Source organism: Nocardia sp. NPDC056100 (assembly GCF_042266325.1).
In the GTDB taxonomy this organism is placed as follows: domain Bacteria; phylum Actinomycetota; class Actinomycetes; order Mycobacteriales; family Mycobacteriaceae; genus Nocardia.
Map to the genome: position 1 here is coordinate 1,389,493 of NZ_JBHJVY010000002.1, position 22,496 is coordinate 1,411,988.

The 22,496-nt window shown below is 65.1% G+C and carries 27 protein-coding genes; 13 read left to right on the forward strand and 14 right to left on the reverse strand.

The window, feature by feature from the left end; genetic code table 11:
* Positions 1-407 precede the first annotated feature (407 nt).
* Positions 408-1,244, forward strand: a complete 837-nt coding sequence (locus ACFC0O_RS18615; protein ID WP_375959329.1) for a hypothetical protein — start codon at positions 408-410, stop codon at positions 1,242-1,244.
* A gap of 339 nt (positions 1,245-1,583) precedes the next feature.
* A complete protein-coding gene (locus ACFC0O_RS18620) occupies positions 1,584-1,916 on the forward strand; it encodes a hypothetical protein (RefSeq protein ID WP_375959331.1) in 333 nt (110 codons plus the stop codon).
* 69 nt (positions 1,917-1,985) lie between these two features.
* On the opposite strand, the gene ACFC0O_RS18625 is transcribed toward ACFC0O_RS18620, so the two are convergent.
* A complete protein-coding gene (locus ACFC0O_RS18625) occupies positions 1,986-2,567 on the reverse strand; it encodes a hypothetical protein (RefSeq protein WP_375959332.1) in 582 nt (193 codons plus the stop codon).
* A gap of 24 nt (positions 2,568-2,591) precedes the next feature.
* Entirely contained in the window at positions 2,592-3,374 is a 783-nt protein-coding gene (locus ACFC0O_RS18630) for a hypothetical protein (RefSeq protein WP_375959334.1), read from the reverse strand.
* 397 nt (positions 3,375-3,771) lie between these two features.
* Here ACFC0O_RS18630 and ACFC0O_RS18635 point away from each other — a divergent pair, with 397 nt between their 5' ends.
* Positions 3,772-4,344: a TetR/AcrR family transcriptional regulator gene (locus ACFC0O_RS18635; protein ID WP_375959336.1), complete on the forward strand. Its 573-nt coding sequence runs from the start codon at positions 3,772-3,774 to the stop codon at positions 4,342-4,344.
* An 82-nt stretch (positions 4,345-4,426) separates the two neighbouring features.
* Positions 4,427-5,635, forward strand: coding sequence for a Cmx/CmrA family chloramphenicol efflux MFS transporter (locus ACFC0O_RS18640; protein ID WP_375959338.1), 1,209 nt, complete (start codon positions 4,427-4,429; stop codon positions 5,633-5,635).
* Positions 5,636-5,735: 100 nt separating this feature from the next.
* On the opposite strand, the gene ACFC0O_RS18645 is transcribed toward ACFC0O_RS18640, so the two are convergent.
* Positions 5,736-6,104 carry a hypothetical protein gene (locus ACFC0O_RS18645; RefSeq protein WP_375959340.1) on the reverse strand — a complete coding sequence of 123 codons (369 nt, stop codon included), beginning with the start codon at positions 6,102-6,104 and terminating at the stop codon, positions 5,736-5,738.
* A 118-nt stretch (positions 6,105-6,222) separates the two neighbouring features.
* The gene (locus ACFC0O_RS18650; protein ID WP_375959342.1) at positions 6,223-6,627 is read right to left on the reverse strand and encodes a RidA family protein; all 405 of its coding nucleotides are present in this window, start codon (positions 6,625-6,627) and stop codon (positions 6,223-6,225) included.
* Between the two features lie 71 nt (positions 6,628-6,698).
* Between ACFC0O_RS18650 and ACFC0O_RS18655 the strand changes: the two genes are divergently transcribed.
* Together ACFC0O_RS18655 and ACFC0O_RS18660 are read left to right on the forward strand one after the other, a co-directional pair.
* The gene (locus tag ACFC0O_RS18655; protein ID WP_375959344.1) at positions 6,699-6,950 is read left to right on the forward strand and encodes a hypothetical protein; all 252 of its coding nucleotides are present in this window, start codon (positions 6,699-6,701) and stop codon (positions 6,948-6,950) included.
* 172 nt (positions 6,951-7,122) lie between these two features.
* On the forward strand, positions 7,123-7,785 hold the full coding sequence (locus tag ACFC0O_RS18660; RefSeq protein WP_375959346.1) for an HAD-IA family hydrolase: 663 nt from the start codon (positions 7,123-7,125) through the stop codon (positions 7,783-7,785).
* Between the two features lie 38 nt (positions 7,786-7,823).
* Here ACFC0O_RS18660 and ACFC0O_RS18665 read toward each other — a convergent pair whose 3' ends face one another.
* Both ACFC0O_RS18665 and ACFC0O_RS18670 read right to left on the reverse strand, forming a co-directional pair.
* Positions 7,824-8,819, reverse strand: coding sequence for an aldo/keto reductase (locus ACFC0O_RS18665; RefSeq protein WP_375959348.1), 996 nt, complete (start codon positions 8,817-8,819; stop codon positions 7,824-7,826).
* A gap of 156 nt (positions 8,820-8,975) precedes the next feature.
* Entirely contained in the window at positions 8,976-10,496 is a 1,521-nt protein-coding gene (locus tag ACFC0O_RS18670) for an AMP-binding protein (protein ID WP_375960758.1), read from the reverse strand.
* 385 nt (positions 10,497-10,881) lie between these two features.
* Between ACFC0O_RS18670 and ACFC0O_RS18675 the strand changes: the two genes are divergently transcribed.
* Both ACFC0O_RS18675 and ACFC0O_RS18680 read left to right on the forward strand, forming a co-directional pair.
* A complete protein-coding gene (locus ACFC0O_RS18675; RefSeq protein ID WP_375959350.1) occupies positions 10,882-12,186 on the forward strand; it encodes a hypothetical protein in 1,305 nt (434 codons plus the stop codon).
* Between the two features lie 121 nt (positions 12,187-12,307).
* Positions 12,308-12,763: a hypothetical protein gene (locus tag ACFC0O_RS18680; protein ID WP_375959352.1), complete on the forward strand. Its 456-nt coding sequence runs from the start codon at positions 12,308-12,310 to the stop codon at positions 12,761-12,763.
* 16 nt (positions 12,764-12,779) lie between these two features.
* Here ACFC0O_RS18680 and ACFC0O_RS18685 read toward each other — a convergent pair whose 3' ends face one another.
* Positions 12,780-13,670, reverse strand: coding sequence for a class I SAM-dependent methyltransferase (locus ACFC0O_RS18685; protein WP_375959354.1), 891 nt, complete (start codon positions 13,668-13,670; stop codon positions 12,780-12,782).
* A 47-nt stretch (positions 13,671-13,717) separates the two neighbouring features.
* Positions 13,718-14,086 carry a VOC family protein gene (locus tag ACFC0O_RS18690; protein WP_375959356.1) on the reverse strand — a complete coding sequence of 123 codons (369 nt, stop codon included), beginning with the start codon at positions 14,084-14,086 and terminating at the stop codon, positions 13,718-13,720.
* Positions 14,087-14,243: 157 nt separating this feature from the next.
* On the opposite strand from ACFC0O_RS18690, the gene ACFC0O_RS18695 reads away from it, so the two are divergent.
* From ACFC0O_RS18695 to ACFC0O_RS18705, 3 genes are all read left to right on the forward strand, one after another.
* Positions 14,244-14,729 carry a winged helix-turn-helix transcriptional regulator gene (locus ACFC0O_RS18695; protein WP_375959358.1) on the forward strand — a complete coding sequence of 162 codons (486 nt, stop codon included), beginning with the start codon at positions 14,244-14,246 and terminating at the stop codon, positions 14,727-14,729.
* A gap of 93 nt (positions 14,730-14,822) precedes the next feature.
* Positions 14,823-15,212: a VOC family protein gene (locus ACFC0O_RS18700; RefSeq protein WP_375959360.1), complete on the forward strand. Its 390-nt coding sequence runs from the start codon at positions 14,823-14,825 to the stop codon at positions 15,210-15,212.
* Positions 15,213-15,322: 110 nt separating this feature from the next.
* On the forward strand, positions 15,323-16,426 hold the full coding sequence (locus ACFC0O_RS18705; protein ID WP_375959361.1) for a tetratricopeptide repeat protein: 1,104 nt from the start codon (positions 15,323-15,325) through the stop codon (positions 16,424-16,426).
* 13 nt (positions 16,427-16,439) lie between these two features.
* Here ACFC0O_RS18705 and ACFC0O_RS18710 read toward each other — a convergent pair whose 3' ends face one another.
* On the reverse strand, positions 16,440-17,666 hold the full coding sequence (locus ACFC0O_RS18710) for a hypothetical protein (protein ID WP_375959363.1): 1,227 nt from the start codon (positions 17,664-17,666) through the stop codon (positions 16,440-16,442).
* 162 nt (positions 17,667-17,828) lie between these two features.
* Between ACFC0O_RS18710 and ACFC0O_RS18715 the strand changes: the two genes are divergently transcribed.
* Positions 17,829-18,083, forward strand: coding sequence for a hypothetical protein (locus ACFC0O_RS18715; RefSeq protein ID WP_375959365.1), 255 nt, complete (start codon positions 17,829-17,831; stop codon positions 18,081-18,083).
* 22 nt (positions 18,084-18,105) lie between these two features.
* Here ACFC0O_RS18715 and ACFC0O_RS18720 read toward each other — a convergent pair whose 3' ends face one another.
* The 3 genes from ACFC0O_RS18720 to ACFC0O_RS18730 form a co-directional block, all read right to left on the reverse strand.
* Positions 18,106-18,513: a VOC family protein gene (locus ACFC0O_RS18720; protein WP_375959367.1), complete on the reverse strand. Its 408-nt coding sequence runs from the start codon at positions 18,511-18,513 to the stop codon at positions 18,106-18,108.
* Between the two features lie 33 nt (positions 18,514-18,546).
* Positions 18,547-19,161 carry a dihydrofolate reductase family protein gene (locus ACFC0O_RS18725; protein WP_375959369.1) on the reverse strand — a complete coding sequence of 205 codons (615 nt, stop codon included), beginning with the start codon at positions 19,159-19,161 and terminating at the stop codon, positions 18,547-18,549.
* 75 nt (positions 19,162-19,236) lie between these two features.
* Positions 19,237-20,079: a DUF6597 domain-containing transcriptional factor gene (locus tag ACFC0O_RS18730; RefSeq protein WP_375959371.1), complete on the reverse strand. Its 843-nt coding sequence runs from the start codon at positions 20,077-20,079 to the stop codon at positions 19,237-19,239.
* A 200-nt stretch (positions 20,080-20,279) separates the two neighbouring features.
* Between ACFC0O_RS18730 and ACFC0O_RS18735 the strand changes: the two genes are divergently transcribed.
* Positions 20,280-20,753 (forward strand): hypothetical protein, encoded by a 474-nt coding sequence (locus tag ACFC0O_RS18735; protein WP_375959373.1) that lies wholly within the window; start codon positions 20,280-20,282, stop codon positions 20,751-20,753.
* Between the two features lie 10 nt (positions 20,754-20,763).
* Here the strand turns inward: ACFC0O_RS18735 and ACFC0O_RS18740 are convergent, their stop codons facing one another.
* Positions 20,764-21,744: an LLM class flavin-dependent oxidoreductase gene (locus tag ACFC0O_RS18740; protein ID WP_375959375.1), complete on the reverse strand. Its 981-nt coding sequence runs from the start codon at positions 21,742-21,744 to the stop codon at positions 20,764-20,766.
* On the reverse strand, positions 21,741-22,439 hold the full coding sequence (locus ACFC0O_RS18745) for a PaaI family thioesterase (protein WP_375959377.1): 699 nt from the start codon (positions 22,437-22,439) through the stop codon (positions 21,741-21,743). Before ACFC0O_RS18745 ends, ACFC0O_RS18740 begins: the two co-directional genes overlap by 4 nt.
* Positions 22,440-22,496 lie beyond the last annotated feature (57 nt).

Genomic DNA, 22,496 nt, shown 5'->3' on the forward strand with positions numbered 1-22,496 from the left:
CAGCCCACCAACGCACGGGGCGCGGCAATAGCGGACGGTTCGATAACGACGCGGTAGGGGCTCGCGAGAATGGTCTAATCCAATTGCGAAGGCCCTCAACGCCTGCCAGTATCGGATCCCATGATCGAAGGAATCGAGTTCATCCCCGCGCGATGAGCGCGACCACGGGCTCCGCCCATCCCAGCCCACCGACCACTTTCTACAACCACGCACTCGTCCTCGCCCGCCGGTATCCGGATGTTCCACTGCCCCGCGACGGCGAACCCTACCCGGACGCTGACTGTCACCGGGACCGCGTGTGGAGTGCGGACAGAGCGGACGACCAGGGCACACGCACGAGTCGACTCATCGACGAATTCTTCAGCACGCCAACCGAACACCGTGACATAGCCCGGCTGTACCGCGAGGTGATCGACTACGACATCGGCATCGCGCTGTGGCCATCGATCGCCGCCGCGATCCGCCGCGCGGACCCCAACCAGGTTCGTGAGCTCGGCCGACACCTCACCCGCACCAGTACTGACCAGAACCCGACCGTTCTGGGTATGGCGTTGCTCGCGGTCGTCGGCACCGAGGACGACATCGCGTTGATCCAGACCATCGGTTTGCTGTCGAACAGGTTTGGACTGCTAGCCTCCCAGGCTCTTGCCCGGCTACCCGATGCCACGGCCAACCTAATCTGGCTCGCCGACCGTGCGGCTGGCTGGGGCCGCGTGTACCTCGTCGAAGCCATCTGCAGGCTCGGAGATCCCGCCGCCGAGCCGTGGCTACTTCGCAAACCCTTCGACGGCGACTACCTCAACGGCTACTTCGCCTACAAGGTCGTGTGCGCCGCGCCGGTCCATGAAGCGATAGCCGCACCCGATGCCGACGAGGCACTCATCGACCACACCGGCAACCTGCTGTCCACCCTGGCCTGGTGCGACAGCATGGGTGGGACGCTGCGCGAGTACGAGCATTCCGAACACGCTCTCACCCATTACCTTTCACACATCAGCCTGCTGGAGCCGAACCTGGGTCGCTATCGATCGGTGTGGTCTCTCGCGTGCTTTCTGGACGGCCGCCCCAACCTCGCACCGCCGGACTGGGCAACCCTGCAACCGCTCCACACCGGCTACTGGACGCTGTTGGCAACGCCTGCATGGCATTCGGTGCTCATCGCGGCGTTGGATAACGAACGAGCCAGCGAATGGGCGACCCGTACCCTCGACGAGCTACGCCAGCGCCCAGGCGGTGGGCGATGACGCCTGCCACGTCGAATATTCGAGATTTCACAGCCACCGAGTGGATGGCCTATTTCACCGGAACACCCATGCTGATCGCGCGCCAACGCCCCGTGGACGGATGGGATTCGGCAACAGGGGCCGCTCTGAACAGCCACCGACGGAGCCCGAGTTGACCGTCCTTCGTTGAGCGGCAGGCACGGCGCAACCACCGTCCTGACCTTCGACGCGAACCTCGGGGCTGCCGATCATGCCGACGGGGAACCCGGCCGATCTAGTCTCTGTCCTTGTGGCTCAGGACGACAGCGACTCTGCCGTCGTTCTTGATTTCTACCCACGAGTCCCCCGTAGCATCTGATCATGGCCAGCCGGGAGATCGTAGCTGCGGGTTCGTGGCTGTATGACGATGTCGTTCGCATGTCGGTGCTCGTCGTTCGTCTCGACTACGACTTCTGGTACGAGGTGGCTCGCGAAGAGGACACACTCACACCGGGTGAGGAACCGTTCCTCGATTCGTCCGGGCATGCCTACTACGTGTCATTCAAAGACGTTCTCAACGATGCGTCGTTCTGGCCCGACTCCGGGCCCCACCGTTCGGTCGACGAGGCGCGGGCGGCAGCGGAATCGCGGGTGCCCTCTCCGATCTGTTGGCAGTCCGGCGAATCGCTTCCGCCAAGCGAGCACGGACCTTGATCGCGACCATCAGACCACGCGATGATCTCGGCAAATTCGCTGCACCACAACATGTTTCAATCTTGTACTTTATCGCACGCGCCTGTATTGCGGTCCGACGACGGGCCCTTCGAGATACATCAGTTCAAGGGTGTCCGGATCGTCGAAATCGACCGAATAGAAGAACACGCCGGCAATCCCCGGTGGAGTGGAGGCGTCGGCGGGGATCAATCTGAGCACCAGATCGGTGACCGGCGGCCCTCCAACCACGCTCGCGTGCGTGACCCAGTCCCAGCGCGCCCGGGTGGTTGCGATGTTCGGACTGGTGCCGGCCTGCTCGATGGCAGTTCCGTCGGCGTCGAAGGTCCGTACGTCGGTCGGGTCATTCACCGAACGCCACACTCCGATCAGGACAGTGCCCTGTGGCGGTGCGGCGATCGTGGTCTGCGGGGGCAATGCGCGCTGTTGGACCGCAGTTGTCGTGGGCGGCACGGGCATCGGCGTGAGCGGTTGAGTCGAGGTTGTGGTGCCGGGGGCCGATGTGGCGGAGGTGCCGCCGCCATCGCCGCCGGATGCGCACGCGGATGTTGCCATCGTGAGGCAGATCAGGCTGGCCGCGATCATCTGGCGAACCGGCCGGAGCCTACGGACGAGGGGATCGGATGCGGTCATCTGAGGGCCTTCGAACGCAGGGTTTCATGACATGTGGCGGTAACGGTCGATGAGCTCGGCAAGGATCGGGCGGGTGGCGTCGCAACCGCCGGTATTCACCGACACGGTGATGTCGTCGTACACCGCGTAGGGCTGGGCGGCCGGATCGGGGCGTTGGTCGAGTTGCGCTGAGGCTCTGCAGTCATTGGGCCCCGTCGCGGTCATCGACACTCGCGCGTCCCCGATGACGTACTGCATCAGCTCCACATATCCCCGATGGGTACCGAAGGAAACCGTGACCTGCGTCGAATACGTATCGGGGGCAACGCTGTACGCGCAGGTGTTCAGCGAATCGAATTGCAGGTGAAGGATCGGATGACGGTCGGCGGGCAGGGTCTCGATCGGGAGACAGGGATCGAGCCGGTCCAGTGTGCCTCGCGGCTCCGGATAGGCCGGAGCGGTCGCGATCAACGGTACCGAGGCCGCGACAACCGATTCCAGCATCGAGCAGTCGCTGTCGCCGGTCAGATAGGTCAGACTCGACTCGGTGTCGCGCCCGATGCTTATGCGGCAGGCATTGCCCGGGTTGTCATGGGTCTCGATAGCGGGGGTCCCGGCCAGGGAGAGTTTCTTCGGATCATCGCGGCGTGCGTACAGCTCAGGCGATCCCTCGATCGAGACACGGATATAGGACAGGGCACCATCGGGGTGGCGCACCTCGCACGAACCGGGAGTACCGGTGGTGGTGATCGGCCCTTGTCGCCGAACCGAATCCAGGTCGATGAACCCGCACGGGTCGATCACCCGAAGCTTGTCCCGCAACGACAACGTGCGCTGATCCTCGGTCGAGAGCCGGTCACGGTACGACGCTGTCGCCGGCCCCGGCGTCCAGCCTTGGTCCGCAGGATCTCGTGCGCAGCCCGTCGATAGCATCAACGCCCCCACGCCCCTCATAGGCCGACCCCGCGGATCAGCCTTGTCACAACAGGTTTCACCACTCCCCCGAACTCGATCGCTGACAAGATCGACACGATCGTCCCCGGTGTTAACCTGCGGCACAGCTGACGAGCCGAGTGTGTTCCATCCGCCCGCGATCCACGGCTGACCTCCTCGCCGCAGGCCACCCGCCGCGCGCCGGATGTCATCATCTCGACCAGGGCGTCACGCACTCGGATAGCGTGCAGTATTGAGACGATCAGTCCAAAACTGTGATAGCGTCTTGCTCATGGCGCGACCGAGGAACTTCGACGAGGACCGGGCGGTCGAGGCGGCGATGCGGACGTTCTGGGCGTCCGGCTACGAAGCCACCTCGACCGCGGACCTGTGCGCGGCAACGGGGTTGGGACGCAGCAGTATCTACAACACCTTCCACTCCAAGAACGCGCTGTTCGACAAGGCGCTGCGCCGCTATATGGAGCAGAAGAACGCGCCGGTGCTAGAGCTCATGAGTGGTGACGCGCCGGTGCGGGACAAGATGCGCGCATTGCTGTGGCGGGTGATCGATCAGGAGATCGAGGAGCCGCCGGGCTGTCTGGTGGTGAACTCGATGGTCGAACTCGCACCGCATGATCCGCAGATCGCCCGCGCGCTGCGACGTGATCTGGATGTGCGGGTGCAGACCCTGCGCGCAGCCTTCGACGCCGGCCGCCACCGCAAAGAGATTGCCGCCGACCGTGATTCGCTCGGGTTGGCGCATTTCGTGATCGCCACGATCAGCGGCATGCAGGTGGCCGCGCGCGGGGGCGCGGATCGGGCGACCTTGGAATCCATCGCGACCAACGCACTCGACGCGCTCTGACCTGACCCGCCCGGGAGGCGCGGACTTTCGCGCGCCCTAGTTATGGACTGATCGATCTAAAACTGATGAGGAAGGGACCGTCATGCCAGTGGCCATCTACGTACTCGGCTTCGCGATATTCGCGCAGGGCACATCGGAATTCATGCTGTCGGGGCTGCTGCCGGAAATGGCGCACGATCTGAACGTGTCCATACCCGATGCGGGCCTGCTGATCTCGGCCTACGCCATCGGTATGGTGATCGGCGCGCCCCTGCTCGCGATGGCGACGCTGCGCTGGCCCAAACGCCGTGCCCTGCTGAGCTTTCTGGCCGTATTCATCGCCGCCCATATGGTGGGCGCGGTGGCCACCGGCTACCCGCTGCTGTTCACCACCAGAGTGATCGGCGCGATCGCCTGCGCCGGGTTCTTCGGCGTCGCCGCGGTGACCGCGGTCGACCTCGTCGGTGCGCATCGAGCCGGGCGGGCGCTGTCGATCGTGATCGGCGGCATCACCGTATCGACCGTGCTGGGCGTCCCGCTCGGCACCGTGATCGGCCAACAACTGGGCTGGCGCAGCGCATTCTGGACCGTGGCCGCGCTGGCTGCGGTGGCCGCGGCCGGTGTCGCGGTCAGCGTGCGCACCGCACCGCGCCGACCGGGCGACGAAACCCCCAGGGCCGTACCGAGATTCACCGACGAACTGCGCAGCCTCGCCGATCCCGGACTCTGGATCGTCTACGGCACCAGCGCCCTGATCTTCAGTTCGATGATGGCATCGTTCAGCTACCTCGGCGCCATGCTCACCACCGACACCGGCCTGGACGCGAGCTGGGTTCCGGTGGTGCTGGCCCTATTCGGCGTCGGCTCGCTGATCGGCATCATCGTCGGTGGCCGGGTGGCCGACGCACACCCGTTCCCGACCCTGTACCTCGGCGCGAGCGGAGTTCTGCTGTCCTGCATCGGCATCGCGGCGTTCGCGAGCCATCCGATCCCGGTCATCGTGCTCGTATTCCTGATGGGACTGTTCGGCCTGGCCACCAATCCCGCGATCAACGTCCGGGTATACGCGCATCTGGGCCAGGTGCGCACCCTCGGCGGCGCCCTGGTGACCTCGGCCTTCAACGTGGGAAACACCCTCGCGCCCTGGCTCGCCGGACTCGCCGTCGCCGCCGGACTCGGCTACCGCTCCACCGCCTGGGTCGGCGCGGGCATGTGCACACTCGGCCTGCTCACGGTGGCCGCCGGCCACCTCCGCAACCGTCGCCGCACCCCGGTTCCCCCGGTATCAGCCGAACCCGTCCTGGTCGGCTGAGCCCGATGAGCCGACCCGCCATCGCATCACCGGAGCTGCTCAGCGGTGACGTAACGAGATGCTCCCCCGAATGCGAACCACCGGTGCGGATCTCGTGAGCTCACGACACCGTGTAGACCCAGGAGCCGTTGCATCCGCGATCGCGGTCCCAGCGAGATTCGTAGCGCCAGCTACCCGTGGGAGCGTAGATGCTCCAGTCGCCGTCGGCGGTGGCGATGGGACTGCCGTCCGCGAGGGTGAGGATGGTGGTGACGTTCGGGCCGATCTTCCAGCTATCGCCCTGGAACAGCCGGTTGTCCAGCCGGACCGTCAGGCCGTTCGATGTCTGGTTCTCGATGACCAGGCATGCGTTGGGCACCGGGCCGTTCGCGTGGGCCGGTGCGGTGCCCAGCACGAGCCCGGCGATCACCAGGGCGGTCAGTCCGGTGCGCGTTGCCCAGGAGGTCGCCGTGGCGTCCTGATCGGCCACGTCCGCACCGGGAGTGGATTCCGTTGCAGTGCAAGATGTTCGGTCCATAAGGCATGTAAGCGCGGCATCCTTGTGAGGACCTTGTGAAAACCTTTGTGCCCAGGCACATTTCGCTGCGCTAGGGCAGAACTGCTGCCACCGCGTCGATTTCGACCAGGGCGCCCGGGATCGCGAGACCGGCGACCTTGGCCACGGTGATCGCGGGCGGGTTCGGACGCCCGCCCCACACCTGCTCGAACGCGGCGAATCCCGCGCGCACATCGTGGCCGTCGACAATCAGAACGGTCCATTTCACGACGTTCTCGATGCTCGCACCGGCGGCGTCGAGACAGCTCACCAGGTTCAGCAGCGCCTGGTGCGTCTGTGCGCCGACGTCGTCGGTGCCCGCCAACTGCCCGGAAGCGTCGAGGCCGTTCTGGCCGCCGATATAGATCGTGTCCGCGCCCGCCGGAACCCGCACCGCCTGAGTGAACGCCGGGTTGCTGGGCATGGTGTCGGGGTTGATGTACCTCGCGAATGCCATGCGCTGAATGTAGTCAGTTGACCGGCATCATGCGGGCCGGGCGCTGGGTCGCACCCACGTAGCATCCGGGCATGGAGACGGTCGTGGCCATCGCCGTGGCGCTATCACCGATCGTCCTGTTCGCCGGGGCGTTCGCACTGATCGTGATGCGGGCACGACGATTACGCCTCGGCGGCGGTTCGGTGCTGGGTCCGTTCCAGGAGATGTGGGATCCGGGTGGGCGGCGAACGCAGATCGACATCGAGGTCCAGGCCGAACAGGCCGCACCGGCGCCCGCACCCGATGATCCGCTGCTCCCGCGGCGACTTTCCCTGGACGGGTGAGCGGGAATCGGGTTGCCGCGCACCCGGCCCCGGCATCGTGCGCAATGATGCGTCCTCTGCCAGGCACACCCCGCACGCCCGCACCCGCACCGATGCCGCGGCGCACGCGTGTGCGCACCGACTAGCCGTGAAGTCCGTTGCACCACCTCGACAACCCGGTTATAACCAGTACATGACAGCTGACACCACGCTCACTGCTCGCGGCCTGCTACTGGACATGGACAGCACCCTGGTGAACTCCGAAGCCGTGGTGGAACACCTGTGGCGGGGTTGGGCCGCCACCCACGGACTACCGATCGAGGATGTGCTCGCGGTCGCGCACGGCCGCCAAGGCTGGGCCACGATGGCCCAACTGCTCCCCGACCGCGATACCGCGCTGAACCTCGCCGACAACGCCCGCATGCTCGCCGAAGAAACCCGAATCGTCGAGGGCGTGGTGCCGATCCCGGGAGCACCGGCGTTCATGGCGGCCCTGGACCGACTCCCCCACGCACTGGTGACCTCGGCCAACAACGCGCTCACCACCGCGCGCATGGGCGCGGCCGGACTGCCGATCCCCACGATCCGGATCACCGCCGAATCGGTGAACCTGAGCAAACCCGACCCCGAAGGCTTCCTCAAAGCCGCGGCCGAACTCGGTCTGGCAGCCCAGGATTGCCTGGTCTTCGAGGACTCCGAAGCGGGCATCGCCGCCGGAAAAGCCGCAGGGATGCGGGTGGTCGGCGTCGGACCGCGCGCGGGGGCATTCAACCCCACCGCTCACGTGCACGACCTGACCCACATCCGGATCGAGGAACGCCCGGGCGGGGTCATCGCGGTCCACATCCGCAACTGAGCGGGTGTCGTCGAATCACCGCCCGGCGCGAAATCCATTCATTCCCAGGGCAATACAGAGCGCGTTTGCCAGTAGGACTCGGCAGGTTCGGCGAGCCCGGCCAGCTCGGCCAACGCACCGGGAGCGAAGGTTACCTCGGCGGCAATCAGGTTGGAAGCCAACTGATCCAAGGTCGCCGCACCCGAGAGCACGATATCGGCCCACGGCTGAGCGGCGGCCGCGGCCAGCGCGACAGCATCCTCGGGCACACCCGCCGCAGCGCTCTGGTCGCGCAACGCGGCCAGAGCGGGACCGACCGCATTGCGGCCCGCGAGCCGCCCATTGGCCATCGCCTCCTTCACCACCACCAGCCATCCGGCCGAATGCGCCTCGGCCAGAGCCGGACCCACCGACGGCTCGAGCAGATTCCAGGTGGACTGCACCGCCGCGAACAGCGGCCGCCCCTCCACGCTCACCTCGAGCGCCGCACGAACAACCTGCGCCTGCGCCGGTCCACTGGTCGACAACCCGACCCGCACACCCTCCCCCGCCAGCGCCGCCAACCGAGCCAGCAGCGCCGGATCGCTCAGCGCCGGACTGTCCGGGGTAACCGAATGCACCAGGTACACATCGGGATTGCCGCCCAGCGCCGCCCGCGTCTCACCGATCTGCCGATCGAACACCTCGACCGCATGTTTCTTCACCTCATGCACCGACACCCCGGACGCCTGCCAATCCGCGGTGTACGTGTACCCCCATTTGCTCCCCACGACCACCTCCCCGGCCACCTCGGGCCGCGAAGCCAGCCATGCGCCCACGAACTCCTCCGCCCGCCCATACGAGCGCGCGGTATCGAAATACCGCACCCCCGCCGCCCACGCCGCATCCAACAACGCATGCGTCCGCGCGCGCAACGCCTCGACACTGCGATCAGCGGGCAAATCCAGATCCCGCCCCAGCGTGATGTACCCGGGCCGCCCGACCGCGGCCGTACCCAGCCCGAACCTCGTGATCGCCGACGTGGCGGAGCGTCCGATGACCGGCTCGGTCGACATATCGGCAAATCCCTTCGATGCTGTGTCATTACCCGAGCCGAATTCTGCCATCAGCTGATCATGAGCTATTCGGGCGCACAGAAATGCAACCGCGAATGCCGCGTGCGTACCAGGCTCAGCTGACGTCGACCTGCAGCATCGTCTATGGACGGGAACTCATTGCGGCCCTACACCATCCGAGAACTGTTGGCGCAGTTTGAACTTCTGCAATTTGCCGGTGGCTGTGCGTGCCAGTTCGGTACGGAATTCGATGCGTTTCGGGGTTTTGTAGCCGGCCAGATGGGTGCGGCAGTGCGCGATCAACTCCTCGGCGGTGACCTCGCCAGCGACCACCACCAGGGCCGTGACCAGCTCGCCCCACTTCTCGTCGGCGACACCGATGACCGCCGCTTCACGGACCGCATCATGCAACAGGAGAACATCCTCGACTTCGATCGAAGACACATTCTCACCGCCGGTGATGATCACATCCTTCTTGCGGTCGGTGATCGTGAGATACCCGTCCGCGATCGTGCCGCCGTCACCGGTGTGAAACCAATTGCCCGCCAACGCTTCCTCGGTAGCCGCGGGATTGTTCCAGTACCCCAGTAGATTGTGATTGGACTGCGCCAGTACCTCACCGGTCGCATCGACATCGATCCGCACACCCAGTGCCGGAGCACCCGCGCGCCCGAGCAGACGTGCCTGCTGCGGCGCGGGCAGCTCATCCCATTCGGCGCGCATGCGTGAGATCGTCAGCAGCGGTGAGGTTTCGGTGAGGCCGTAGATCTGAATGAACTCCCAGCCCAACTCGGCGCGCACCTGCTCGATCACCCGGGTCGGCGGCGGCGCGCCCGCGACAATCGCGCGGACTCGGTCGCGGCCGGGGATCGGGCCCTCCCAGGTGCGGGCGGCATCGAGCACCGCGCTGATCACCGCGGGGGCTGCGCACAGATAGGTGACCCCGTGCTCCTCGATCCGGCGCAGGATCTCCGCGCCGTCGATCTGGCGGATCACGACCTGTTTGACGCCCATCGCGGTCGCGGCGAACGGCTGGCCCCAGCCGTTGGCGTGGAACATCGGCAGGGTGTGCAGATAGACATCGCGATCACTGACGCCGGTATGCCAGCCGAACACGGTCGCATTGAGCCACAGGTTGCGATGTGTCAGCTGCACGCCTTTCGGGCGCGCGGTCGTACCCGAGGTGTAGTTGATCGTCGCGGTCGCGGACTCCGAAATCTCCTGCCAGGCAGCGGGTTCACACGACTGCGACCAGATCTTGTCGTCGTCCTGCCCGAAAATGAACTTCACCCGGCAATCGACCTGGTCGACCACCGACTTCAACGCCGGGTCGACCATGAGCACCTCGGCCCCGGAATGCTCGACAATATAGGCGATTTCGTCGGTGGTCAGCCGGAAGTTGATGGGTACCAACACCCTCCCCCACCCGCTCACCCCGAAGAAGCTGCTGAGCAGCCGGGCCGAGTTCTGCGATACCACCGCGACACGCGCACCGGTCGCGACCCCCAGACTGTCCAGTGCGGCGGCTTGCGACCGCGCACGATCTCGCAGCTGGGCGTAGGTGATCTCGCCCCACGACGTCGCCGGTTGATCGGGTTCGTCGACGATCGCCACCCGGTCGGGATACACGGTGTGCGCGCGATCGAGGAAGTCGTTGACGGTGAGCGGAAACTGCATCGGGGTTCCTCTGACAGAAGTGCGCAGGTACGGGATTCGAGTGTGCGGTGAACACGTCATAGTGTCGCCCGAATCGACCCTATGCGGTTCCGCATTCGGGCATTGGTCGCGCTGGGCCGCAGCGACTCCCCCGTCTTTGCTGTCTTTTTGCTGCAGCGGGCGGACTACGCCACGTTGAGAACTCATGTTTAGATGCGCATATTTCAGTATTAGCATCTAACGGCGCACATGGCAGGACCGGCATCCGGGACAACCCCTAGTCCCCTGCCGCGCCGGCGCGGTCACCGCGAGTGTCGGACTCCCCCGCAATACGCCGCGGGAATGACGCAGAATGAGCACTGCGGGCGATATCGGCAGCGCATTGAGTGCTGTTAGCGTTCGACCTATGCCCTCTTCGGTGCTGGACTCGAATTCCACTGTGCGACCGGATATTCCGAACGAGCTCCCATGGACACCGCTGGGGAGAATCGCATTCCGATTGCTGTTCACCGTCGGCGGATCCGCGCTCGTCCTTTTCGTGTACGGCAACATCATCGGGCTGAATCTTCTGATCATGCCGCTCAAGACTGCGCTGGCTCAGGCCGGGAGTCTGCTCTTGCGCGGGGACAGCGTCACCATGGATACCTCGAACAGTGGTGACACCCTTGGTGATTGGTGCGCGCTGGTCGGATGTCTCCTCGTCGGGATAGCGGCGGCGATCCTCTGGAGTGCCCTCGATCGTCGGCGCGATAATTATCGGCGTTTGGCGCGAGCACTATTCGAGGTCGCCCGCATAGGTCTCGTGGTCGAATTGATCGCCTATGGGATGGCGAAAGCGGTACCCATTCAGATGGGTTACATGACCCAGCCCGCACATCAACTGCCGTCGGTCGGCGATGTGGGCCTGAAGGACACACTGTGGACCTTCATGGGCGCATCGAGCGCCTACTCCATCGCCACCGGCCTGGCGGAGATCACGGCGGGAGTGCTGCTGCTGTGGCGACGCACCTGGCTCGCGGGCGGCCTATTGGCCATAGTGGCCATGGCCCAGGTCTTTCTGCTCAACCTTTGCTACGACGTGCCGGTCAAAATCGTCTCGGGAACACTGCTGGCGACGGCGATCGCCCTGACACTCCCCTACTGGGCGAACGTGACCAGAGTTCTCACGAACTCCACGCCGCTCCCGCCGCGGCGACTGTGGGCGGCACCGGGAACCCGACGGGTTCGCATCGGGGCGGCATCGCTGGGATTCTTTGTCGTGGTGGCACATTCGGCGCTCATCGCCATAATCGCCATCCCGGCCATCATCAATATCCACTCCCCTCGCTCGTCCCTGGATGGGCAATGGGAGGCGATATCGTTCACCGTCGACGGCGTGCCCGCGGCAATGACGGGCCAGGAGCCGAGCCCGTGGGCGAACGTGGCAATCACCGATCGCACCGAGTACACGAGTTTCGTCAGCCAGACTCCCCAGGGCGCGACCACCCTGTGGGCACTGGATATCACCGACGAAACGCTGGCCATCCGTCAGCGACTCTCCGACCCGCCGACCAACATCCGATACCGATTGGACGGCGACACCCTGGTCCTATCCGGCACCATCGACAACCACCACATCGAGGGGCGCTACCGCAGCCGCGTCATGGAACGGGCGAACTCACACTTCCGACTGGTGCAACCCGGCCCCGATGACAACCTGCCGACCTCATGACCAGCGGACATTGGCACGTGTCGTCATAGCGGATACCGGCTGATCGGCGGGCTGTGCGGATACGGTGGTTTCACGATTCCGGAGTGTGCCCGTCGTATCGGATGGAACACGGAGGTTTGCATTGCATCGCACCGCATTCGCCCGCCGCGTCGCTCTCTTCGCCATTGGAATCATCTTGGCAATGCTGCCGGTTACCGGCATCGGCCATGCGGCGGCTTCGATCAGCATCGGTGAGGCCACCGTTGCCGCAGATGATCACAACTCCGAGGCGACGGTATCGATTACCTACTCGTGCGACCGGGACCATGAATTCAATCGGATCTGGGTGTATCAGCGGGGCAATGTCGGGGGCTCATTCGAGAGCGATACCGCGTGCGATTCGCAACCCCATACGATCGCCGCAGTGGTGCCTCGCAACGACATCCGCTTCCTCGGAGGGGATTCGAAGAACCAGTCCGATCCGGCGTTCTTCACAGCAGGTCAGAGTCTCGACCTCGAGGTGCAACTGCAAGACACGCGCGGGACGTATGCCTCGGAGTATGCGAATAGGACCGTCGAGTTGAAGAAGGCCCCGTAGAGCCACGGAGCCGTCTTCAGCGGCTCGCGCGCAGTATGCGAACCGGCCGCAGGGCCTGGGGTGGTTTGCCGCTGAATTCGGTGGAGCCATCGAGATATCCCGCGATGAGCTCCGTCGCGGCCCGGTCGTCGATATCGGTGAAGCCGAGCGCGCGCAGTTCTGCGGCGATGCCGTCGGGAGTGAAATAGCTGAACCAGGGTTCCCCGACAGCCTTCGCCCGATCCGAGCGCTCCTGTAGCCGCGCGCGATCCTCATCGGTGTCCGCCGACCGCAGGTAATCGAAAACGACCTCGGCCGGTGCGGTTTGACCGGCAATGTATTCCAGGGTGGAGCGGGCGGCTTCCGGGGTCAGATAGAACACGACGCCGAGCCACACGAATACCGCCGGATCCGATCGGATGAATCCGCTGGACTCCAATTGTGTTGCCAGCGAGTCGGTTTCGAAATCGACCGGTACGAATCTTAATCGCTCGGGCACGTCGATACTCGCTCTGGCGAGGCGTTGCCGCTTCCACGTTTGGGTGGCGGGATGATCGACCTCGAATACCCGCAGGCCGGGATGCGGGTTTCGATAGGCGAAGGTATCCAGGCCCGCGCCCAGGATCACGGCCTGCCGCACACCGGCGGCGACGGCCTCGGCGACCCGATCCTCGGCGAATCGGCCACGCGCGGCGAAGAACAGGCGGCGTGACCGATCACTGACCCCCATGCGCAGGACTCCCAGACCCGCATCACCGCCGGGCCGATCGGGTCCGGGCTTACCCACTTCGATCAACTCATCGACGGTGATGCCCAGCAGACGTGCCGCGAGCGGATCGGTGAGAATCGTTGGCCGGTCGGCGATTTGATGATAGGCACGGGCGTAGGCGGTCGTGAGCGCCGTACGACTGGGTCCCTCATGCTCCATACCCGAACAAACTACTCACAGACACCGCGCGAGCACCATATATTCGACTACGCGATTGCCGCGTGCGCATCCGGCGCGAACTGGATGATCTGAAGCAGATTGCCGTCCGGATCGGCGAAGGTTCCGAACCTGCCCATAGCGCGATCTTCCACGGGCACAGTCCAATTCACGCCCGCCTCGCGCATGTGTTCGGCCACTGCGTCGATGTCTTCGACGTGGAAATTCAGGATCATTCGACCCGGTTCGAGATTGACCGGAGCGACATCGTCGCGCTGATCGATGACCAGCAGCATCCCGCCGAGATCAATCGGACCCTCTCCGGTGTGACCGGGTGCCAGCACTCGGCAGTACCACTCCCGCATTTCCTGCGGCCGAGTAGTGCCCATCAGGATGCTGCCAACTGTGAACGCGGACATAACTGTCTCCTTGCCATGTTGGGGAATTTCGTATGACCCGGAGCTGCTGGTCCGGGCCGCGGTAGCGGGGATGCGATTGCAAGCTGCGAACTTGCATCACGCTAGCAACCATAACCAGGCAACTATCATCATGCAAGCCCCCTGTTAGAATGGCCAGATGCTAGGGAAGGCCTACGACTCACAGGTGTGCTCGATCGCGCGGTCACTGGAACTGATCGGCGAGCGCTGGAGTTTGCTGATCATTCGCGATGCCATATTCGCGGGGATGACGCGGTTCAACGACTTCCAGCGCGATCTCGGCGTGGCCCCCAACATTCTCAAAAGCCGTCTCGACGGGTTCGTCGATGCCGGAATCATGGTGCGGCACAAGTACAGTGACCAGCCCGAGCTGTTCGAATACCTGCTCACCGCCAAGGGCCGCGCCCTGGCCCCGGCGCTGGTCGCACTGACCGAATGGGGCGACCAGTGGGCCACCGACGACTCGCCGCCGATTCTCTACACCCACTCGGTGTGCGGCTCCTCGATCTCCCAGCAGACGGTGTGCGAACACTGCGGACGCGTGGACGACCCGCAACAGATTCAGGCCCGCCCCGGCCCCGGCATGCCCCCGGAACGCCTGGCGCTGTTCAATCAGACGACCTGAACCGGCCATGGTCGAACACTCGACCATGCGATCGTTGCCGTGCGGCGCGGCGCGCACCGATGAATTCCGGATCAGAGGAACGTCTGCACAGCCATGATCACCACAACGTGTACCGGAATCCTCACCGTGGCCGTGCCCGTGACCGACCAAGACCGCAGCAAAGCCCTGTTCGGGCAACTCGGCTTCGAGACCCACCTGGACGCCGAGTTAAAGCCGGGATTTCGCTGGCTGGAAATGCGCGTGCCCGGGTCCGAGACGACCCTGTCCCTGGTCCGCGCCTCCGAGAACCTGCCCGCCGGAATCGACACCGGCATACGGTTGGGCACCCCCGACGCGCGGGCGGCCCATGCCGCCTTGGCCGAGCTGGGATGCACCGTCGGCGCGCTGCTCGAATGGGAGACCGCTCCGCCGATGTTCGTGTTCCGCGATCACGACCGAAACGCCTTTTACCTCACCCAGGTGGACGAAGCCCAGCACACATAGCCGTGCCGTGAAATATGCTGGCAGCGCGCATATTCCGAGTGCGGCGCGAGTTCGAACCCGCGTGTGGCGGCTTCGGGCGGGGCGCATACGGTCGGAGGAGGCGGGTCCAGTTGCCGTATATCGTTGGTATAGGCCAGATTTGGCGGATCAAGAGGGCCGCGGCACGCGGTGACACCGATGCGATGGCTCGGCTCGCGGGCGTGCTGCAAGCGCAAGGTGCGGCCGATGAGGCGGAGTCGTGGCTTCGTCGGGCCGCTGGCCTCGACAACAGGGATGCGATGACCAGCCTCGCGAACCTGCTGAACGGACGAGGTGCGGTGAGCGAGGCCGAGTCGTGGTATCGCGAGGCCGCGGCCCGAAATGACATGTACGCCATGCACAATCTCGGGGTGCTGCTACTACAGCAGGGTGATGCCGGCGAGGCGATGTCGTGGTTCCGCGCTGCGGCCGAACGCGGTAACCCCGGCTCGAAACGCAATCTCGAGCGCCTGTCCGAGGAGCCGAAGAAAGATCAGGAGCAAGACCGCGCGGCGGCGCGCGGTGACGCCGAAGCGATGAACGAGCTCGGGGATGCGCTGGCTCGACGTGGCCAGTTGCGCGAGGCCGAGTCCTGGTTCCGCAAAGCCGCGGGGCGCGACCACACCGGCGCGATGCACAACCTCGGGTGCCTGCTTTACGAGAACGGTGAAGTGAGCGAAGGGAAGTCGTGGCTCGACAAGGCCGCGGCACGCGGCAGCGCCGACGCGATGCGCAGCCTCGGGGGTCTGCTTTTCGACCGCGGCGAGGCGGATGAAGCGGAATCATGGCTCCGCCGGGCAGCCGAACTCGAGCATCCCGAGGCGATGAATGCCCTGGCGGGCCTGTTATTTCGGCGAGATGAGCTCGACGAGGCGGAGTCCTGGACTCGTAAAGCCGCGGACCATGACAACCCCGCAGCGATGTACAACCTCGGGGTGCTGTTGGCCGGGCGGAATGAGCTGAGCGAGGCAGAGCCGTGGTTCCGCAAGGCCGCGGCCTGCGACCGTGACGACGCGATGCACAATCTCGGTGTCCTGCTGTACAAGCGGGGCGAGCTGAGCGAGGCCGAGTCATGGTTCCGCGAGGCCGCGGCACGCGGGAACACCGGGGCCATGAATGACCTCGGACGCCTGCGAAAGGAGCGGGGCGAGCGAGGCGAGGCGAAGTATTGGTTCCGCCAGGCTCGCTCCTCGTGAGAACTTCGCGAACTCACCGGTACCGGGCGTAGTCCGGATAACGTTGCGCCAACACGGCATCGAACGCGGCCACCCGTTCGGCCGAATCCGGCGGCGCGAACCTGGGGCGCTTCGAATACCATTGCAGCAGTTCAGCGCTGGCTTGTGAGCGGCCGTTCTCGATGCCCAGGACCGCGACAGCGCGCAGGCGCGTCCAATCCGGATTGACCGGATCGCGGGCATCCCTCGGATTGCCGGTTCGTGCCAGGGCGAAGAGTTTGTCCATCGAATCTCGTGCTGACTGCCATAGGTCTACTGGGCCGCGAACGTAGTTCATGAAATTGCCGACACACCAGTCCAAGTCGGTCTCAGTGCTGAGGTAGAGCGCTCGGCCAGGATCGTGCCGATTGTCGAAATATCCGAACGAGACCGACTCGACTTCGTCATCGCCCCGCAGGCCCTGCTGGGAAACCGATCGCGCCATGTCACCCGCCGCGGACGACGCCAGCCACGCTGTCCCTCGGATAGCCAGCTGTCCACTTCCGCGATGGATCCAAGCCACGATCGCCGGGGTCATTCCGACGATCTCCCCTTCCGGGGCCGAGAACCATAATCTGCGCGATCGGAGCTGCTGCCCCTTGAACGATTCACCAGGCTCGTCGTCCAACGGCGCAGACACCGAATAGCCCGCCTGCAGCATCGACTCGGTCAAGCTGTCGCGCAGCAGGTCCATCAATCGTGCAGCGCCGGTCGCCCTGGCCTGCCGGGTTGGCTTCGGCGTGCTCTTCGCCGAAGCCGGTCTGCGGAGCACGCGGAACGGTCTGCCCGCTTGCGTCGTCAGATCCAGCAGTTCCTCGAGCCGTGCGCAGTCGATCGTGGTCAGGTCATAGCCGTCGGCGTCGAGCTCCAAAGATATTAGGGCGAAGCCGATTTCGAGGCAGTGCTCGCCGATCTCCTCGAGCAGCGACATCGTATCGTTGGTGGCGTCCCAGTCCAGAGTGGTGTCGCCGACGAAATCGGCGTACCAGTCCCAGCTGAAAGCAGCGGGGAAAGTACCCATTTCGCTGAGATCGCTACGAATGTCATCGGGGTTCGACCGCCAATCGACATAGACGCTCATACCGGCGTCGTCCAAACCTGATCGCAGGTCGTCGTACGGATCGTCCTCGCCGCTCAGGATCGCCTGCGCCACAACGGTGCGGGTCGGTGCGATACACCGAGCTACCGCCACCCACGCTTGTCTGCCATCGTCGAATTCCACTGCACCCCTTCGCATCCGTACCACGAGAAATGTACTCGTCGACTACGACAGGCCCGGCGGCCCAGCCCCCGAGGATCAGGGGCATCGAGTGTCGGGGCTGTCCGGGGTGGGGCAGGGGTTGAATACTGGCTCGCGCCAGGTTCGAGACATTGTGGGGTAGTTATGAATTCGAAGAAGATGGTCGGAGCGTTTGCCGTGGCGGCCGCGCTGTGCGCGCCCCTGGCGGGGACCGCGCAGGCCGCACCCGTTGACGGGGCACAGTCGATCGACGGGGGGCTGCTCTCGGGGTCGGCCTCGTCGCAGTCGGGGATTCTCGGTCCGCGCAGTGGCTCCGCGTATCAGACGCTGAACCATCTGGTGTGCGTACTTTTCCACACCAGTCTCGATGGGTCGGTGGGTATTATGCGCTGCGACTGATCAACGTGAAAGCGGTTGCGGGCTAGACCATTTCAGGGTCCGGTGGCCCGAGCAGATCCCACCGGTTCCCTGAGATGTCGAGGAATACTGCGACCTGTCCATAGGGCTCGGTCCGTGGTTCGGTCACGAACGACACACCAGCCTCGCGCATGCTGCAATATGCCTCGGCGAAGTCGGCGACCCGAAGAAAGAAGCCGACTCTCCCCGCGGCCTGTTCCCCGATCGCACGGTGCTGTCTGTCCCCATCCGCCCGCGCAAGCAAGATTCCGGTGGTCCCGCCGGGTGGGCGGACCACAACCCATCGTTTGGGACGGCCATCGTTGGTCCGCGACGGCGAGTCTTCGACGAGATCGAAACCTAAAGCGCCGACGAAGAATTCGATGGCGGAGTCATACTCCTCGACGATGACCGCGATGAGCTCCAGATGCACGCTGCGAGCGTAGGCCGTCCCACCGACACACTCTCAGCGCCTGACCTTGTATTTCAGGTGCAGTACCCGCTCGCCCTGGATGACGACGTGCGGATCCTCGAGCAGATGCTGGCCATCGATATCGCCGAAGTACCGTTTGCCCGATCCGAAGATCACCGGGACCACGTCGATCGCGACCTCGTCGATCAGACCGGCCGCGAGGATCTGGCCGCCGACCTGTCCGGCGTTCACCGCGACATTGCGGTCACCGGCGAGCTCACGCGCCTTGGCTATCGCGGCCGTGATGTCGCTGACGAAGTGATAGGACGCCTCGGGGTGCCAGCCCTCCGGTTTGGGGCGATGGGAGACCACGACCACGTGGTCACCTGCGGGCGGCTCGCCCTCCCAGCCGTTCACCAGGTCGAACAGGGTGCGGCCCATGACGATCGTCCCGATCGACGCCCATGTGTCCCGGACGTAGGCGGCGGAGGCGCGCGAGACCCGGAATCCGGATCCGGTGCTGGAATGGTCGAAGCCTTCTTCGCGCGCGGGCTCGGCGATCGGGGTGTCACCGCTGAAGTACCACTCGTGGAGTGGGCCGACATCGTCGTTCTTGTCGGCGATGAAGCCGTCCACCGACATCACGTTGTGCATGATCACCGTGCTCATTGATTCTCCTCGGGTCGCTCTGCAATGGCCTGTGCAGATTCTGTTCCACCGCGGGGTGTCCTGGCTTGTAAAAAATCACTCGGCGGGCATCGGTCCGGCGTCCGGCGGGAATCCGGCCGCGGCGGGAAATTTGCGCCGCAGTCGGAGGTATTCGGTGGGGGTGTAGCCGGTGAAGTCCTTGAATTCCCGGCTGGCGTGCGCCTGGTCGAAATAGCCCGCGGAGTGCGCGAATTCGGACCAGTCGACGGGTCGTCGCGCATCGACGGACAGGATCAGCCGGGCGAAGCGGTAGATACGCGCCACGCGCTTGGGCGTGAGGCCGACATGCGATTTGAACTGCGCGGCAAGGTGATTGCCTCCCACCCCGGCGTCATCGGCAAGCGCGGTGACCGGGACCGCGCCATATGACCGCTCCAACCGTCCACCGGCGAAGCTCACCAAATCGAGAGTGCGCGAAGGTGTTTCGGCGAGGCGAGCTCGCAGCTCGCGCTCCACGAATCCGAGCGCGTCATTCGAGGCGGTGACCTCACCGAGCTGATTACGGATACGGTCCAGCGCGCGCTGCCAGACCGCGTCGACGGGTACGCAGCGATCTCGTAGCTCCGACGCCGGAATGTCGGTGAACGCCGAGAGCCCCCAGGGCTTGAAATGCACTCCGACCAGCCGCACCCGAGCCGGATACTCCAGCAGGAAGCGTTTGGTCCACAAACCCATGAACCACCCGTCGACCAGCGTCACCGGCTCCGCAGAGCCATCGCCGTCCCACATCCGGACGGGACCGCCGAGATTGATGAACAAATGCGCCGAAGGCATCGGCGGCACCAGCACGCGAGGATGGCGCGGCACCCCCGACAGGCAGTAGATATCGTCGATGTACTCATCGAGCGGCGGGCCGGGAACCCGGCAAAAGTAGCGCACCTCTCCAGTGTCGATGATCTTCGAGCAGGTGTCTTCGACTGTTCGGCGAACCGGTGCCGGAAATAGGACATATGTCGGATACCGCACTGCGACCAGCACTACCTACCGTGATCACGGATCCGTTGATATTCCTAGGTTCGGAGTGGTCGGTAATGCAGGGTAGGGATGTCGAGCTCGCCGCTCGGTGGTGGCAGTGGGCTATGGCGATGCCCAACGCCAAGAATCCGGTGGTTGACGAGACGGGCGAGCTCGCGGGCATCGATCAGCCCGCGGACGTGTGGTTCTTGGCCGGCACCTTCGGCGGCGAAGTCAAGCGACAGTGCACGATCCCGCACGGCCGCCCGATCTTCTTCCCGACATTCAACCTCTTCCAAGCCGTTCCGTACTCACTGTTCGGCCGCCCCGAACTCCCCACAGCCCCGGCGGCAAGCGGTCACGCGGAATTGAACGGCACTCCCCTCCCGATACGGGAAGTGGTCAACACCAAATCCTTCCGCGTGACAGCAGCAGCGGGCGGCCCCTTCGGCATCACAGGCCGCGTCAAGGCCAAAGCCTGGGGCCTATGGTGCAGCATCGACGATCTCCCACCCGGCGACCACGTCCTATCCTTCGGAGGCGAATACGAGCCCGGCGGCTTCTGGGTCCACGCCCACTACGAGCTGAAGATCGTCTAATCGACGCACCTCACTTCGCGGCAGCCTCCAGGGTTGTTTCGATTGTCTCCCAGGCTATTCCGGGAGGAAGAACAACCATCTGGATGTCGGCGCCGGATGCCCAGGTGTCGAGTTTCTCGCGGAGTTCGGTGGGGGTTCCGTAGATGGTCAGGGCGTCGAGTGCGGGGTTTGCTTCGGGCGGTACGACCGAGCCTGTCGGGGTGGGGCGGGGGTTGGCGGCTCGGATGGCTTCCACGGCGTCTTTGTAGCCCTGGCCGGCGATCAGGTCGGCGTAGCCGTCGCCCATTGCGCAGATGTACCAGGCGAGGCAGCTGGCGACGATGTCGCGGGCTGAGCGGCGGTCGGTGGCGGCTGCTGCGAAGGCTCCGGCGGTGATGGTGAGGGGTGGGCGGCCCGAACGTAGTTGGCGCAGCTCGGCGGCTCGTTCGCGCATGCGCTCGAGGGTGAGGAACAAGGGATACCAGCCGTCGGCGTGGTCGGCGACGATGCGGGTGGTGAGGTCGCCGGTGGCCGCGATCCAGATCGGAAGGTCGGGTGCGGGGGCCAGTCCCAGGCGCAGGGCGCGCGCTTGTCGGGTGGGATCGATGTGGACGCGGTTGCCCGCGAGGATGGTTCGGACCTCGCTGGCCACCTCGCGCAGCTGGTGCGCGGGTCGCTCGAATGCGATGTCGTGCAGGCCCTCGGTCAGGGCTCGGCTGCTCGCTCCGAGGCCGAGAATTGCTCTGCCGCCGCTGATTTCGTTGAGGGTCGCGGCGCTCATCGCGAGTGTGGCGGGGGTGCGGCTCCATACCGAGAGCACGCCCGCGACCAGGGAGATGCGTGAGGTGCGTGTGGCGATCTCGGTCAGTAGCAGGGTGGCGTCGTGGGCCCAGCCTTCGGCGAGAGAGAAGACTTCATAGCCGAGTTCCTCGGCACGCAAGGCGGTCGCGACGATGATCTCGCGGCGGGTTTCCATCGGCGTGAGGGCGACGCCGAGCCGGCGGGCGGTCACAGCGAAATCCAGACGGTGCGAGCGGCGGCCATGAGTTCGCCGGCGGTGGTGTACAGCGCGGCACCGGCTTTGATCTTGCGGCCGTCTCGCTCGCGGGCCCAGCTCACGATCTGGCAGGGCTCGTGCGCGATGGGCCGCCGATGGATCGTCGCGGTCATGCGGCCGAGGACGGCGATCTCACCGGATGCGAGCTGATCGTAGGCGGCCCAGCCGCTCGGGCAATCGAGTGCGGCCCAGACGAATTCGGGATGTACGAGGCCGTCGGCGCCTGTCAGTGATGCGTCGGGCGTCCAGCGATCGGCAAGGACGTCGCGGCCGGGTACCCGTCGGCTGAAGATTCGCAGGCCGTCACCGGGTGCGCGATCGGGTCCGCAGGTGAAGCAGGTGCGGAACGGGTGCTCGCGGTCGGCGAAGACGGGCTGGGTATCGAATTCGAATCCGACGACCGGTGGCTCCAGGTCGTCGAACTTCTCGGTCACCGGCTCGGCGACCGCGATGGTTTCGCCCTGCTGATCGGTGAGCGTGTACCGGTTGTCCGCGGAGTCGATGGGCAGCAGCACATTAAGCGGCGGCGGGCGGCGCAGTGTCACCTCCATCGTCTCGCCCGGCGCGAGTTGCGCCAGCGCGCCGGAGGCGTAACCGCCGTTGGCGCTGTCGGGCGGCCCATTGAAGCGTGCAGGGAAGGTAAGAGCCATATTCATTAGAACGGTTCGTCACAAGATCCGGTTCGATGTGCGCCGCAGGCGGTTCCA

Coding starts and splice junctions, on each gene's coding strand:
- ACFC0O_RS18695 (WP_375959358.1), top strand. CDS start 14,244: ATGCTAGGGAAGGCCTACGACTCACAGGTGTGCTCGATCGCGCGGTCA.
- ACFC0O_RS18685 (WP_375959354.1), bottom strand. CDS start 13,670: ATGGAGCATGAGGGACCCAGTCGTACGGCGCTCACGACCGCCTACGCC.
- ACFC0O_RS18690 (WP_375959356.1), bottom strand. CDS start 14,086: ATGTCCGCGTTCACAGTTGGCAGCATCCTGATGGGCACTACTCGGCCG.
- ACFC0O_RS18660 (WP_375959346.1), top strand. CDS start 7,123: ATGACAGCTGACACCACGCTCACTGCTCGCGGCCTGCTACTGGACATG.
- ACFC0O_RS18620 (WP_375959331.1), top strand. CDS start 1,584: ATGGCCAGCCGGGAGATCGTAGCTGCGGGTTCGTGGCTGTATGACGAT.
- ACFC0O_RS18635 (WP_375959336.1), top strand. CDS start 3,772: ATGGCGCGACCGAGGAACTTCGACGAGGACCGGGCGGTCGAGGCGGCG.
- ACFC0O_RS18745 (WP_375959377.1), bottom strand. CDS start 22,439: ATGGCTCTTACCTTCCCTGCACGCTTCAATGGGCCGCCCGACAGCGCC.
- ACFC0O_RS18735 (WP_375959373.1), top strand. CDS start 20,280: ATGGCGATGCCCAACGCCAAGAATCCGGTGGTTGACGAGACGGGCGAG.
- ACFC0O_RS18715 (WP_375959365.1), top strand. CDS start 17,829: ATGAATTCGAAGAAGATGGTCGGAGCGTTTGCCGTGGCGGCCGCGCTG.
- ACFC0O_RS18675 (WP_375959350.1), top strand. CDS start 10,882: ATGCCCTCTTCGGTGCTGGACTCGAATTCCACTGTGCGACCGGATATT.
- ACFC0O_RS18640 (WP_375959338.1), top strand. CDS start 4,427: ATGCCAGTGGCCATCTACGTACTCGGCTTCGCGATATTCGCGCAGGGC.
- ACFC0O_RS18655 (WP_375959344.1), top strand. CDS start 6,699: ATGGAGACGGTCGTGGCCATCGCCGTGGCGCTATCACCGATCGTCCTG.
- ACFC0O_RS18725 (WP_375959369.1), bottom strand. CDS start 19,161: ATGAGCACGGTGATCATGCACAACGTGATGTCGGTGGACGGCTTCATC.
- ACFC0O_RS18625 (WP_375959332.1), bottom strand. CDS start 2,567: ATGACCGCATCCGATCCCCTCGTCCGTAGGCTCCGGCCGGTTCGCCAG.
- ACFC0O_RS18665 (WP_375959348.1), bottom strand. CDS start 8,819: ATGTCGACCGAGCCGGTCATCGGACGCTCCGCCACGTCGGCGATCACG.
- ACFC0O_RS18650 (WP_375959342.1), bottom strand. CDS start 6,627: ATGGCATTCGCGAGGTACATCAACCCCGACACCATGCCCAGCAACCCG.
- ACFC0O_RS18700 (WP_375959360.1), top strand. CDS start 14,823: ATGATCACCACAACGTGTACCGGAATCCTCACCGTGGCCGTGCCCGTG.
- ACFC0O_RS18670 (WP_375960758.1), bottom strand. CDS start 10,496: ATGCAGTTTCCGCTCACCGTCAACGACTTCCTCGATCGCGCGCACACC.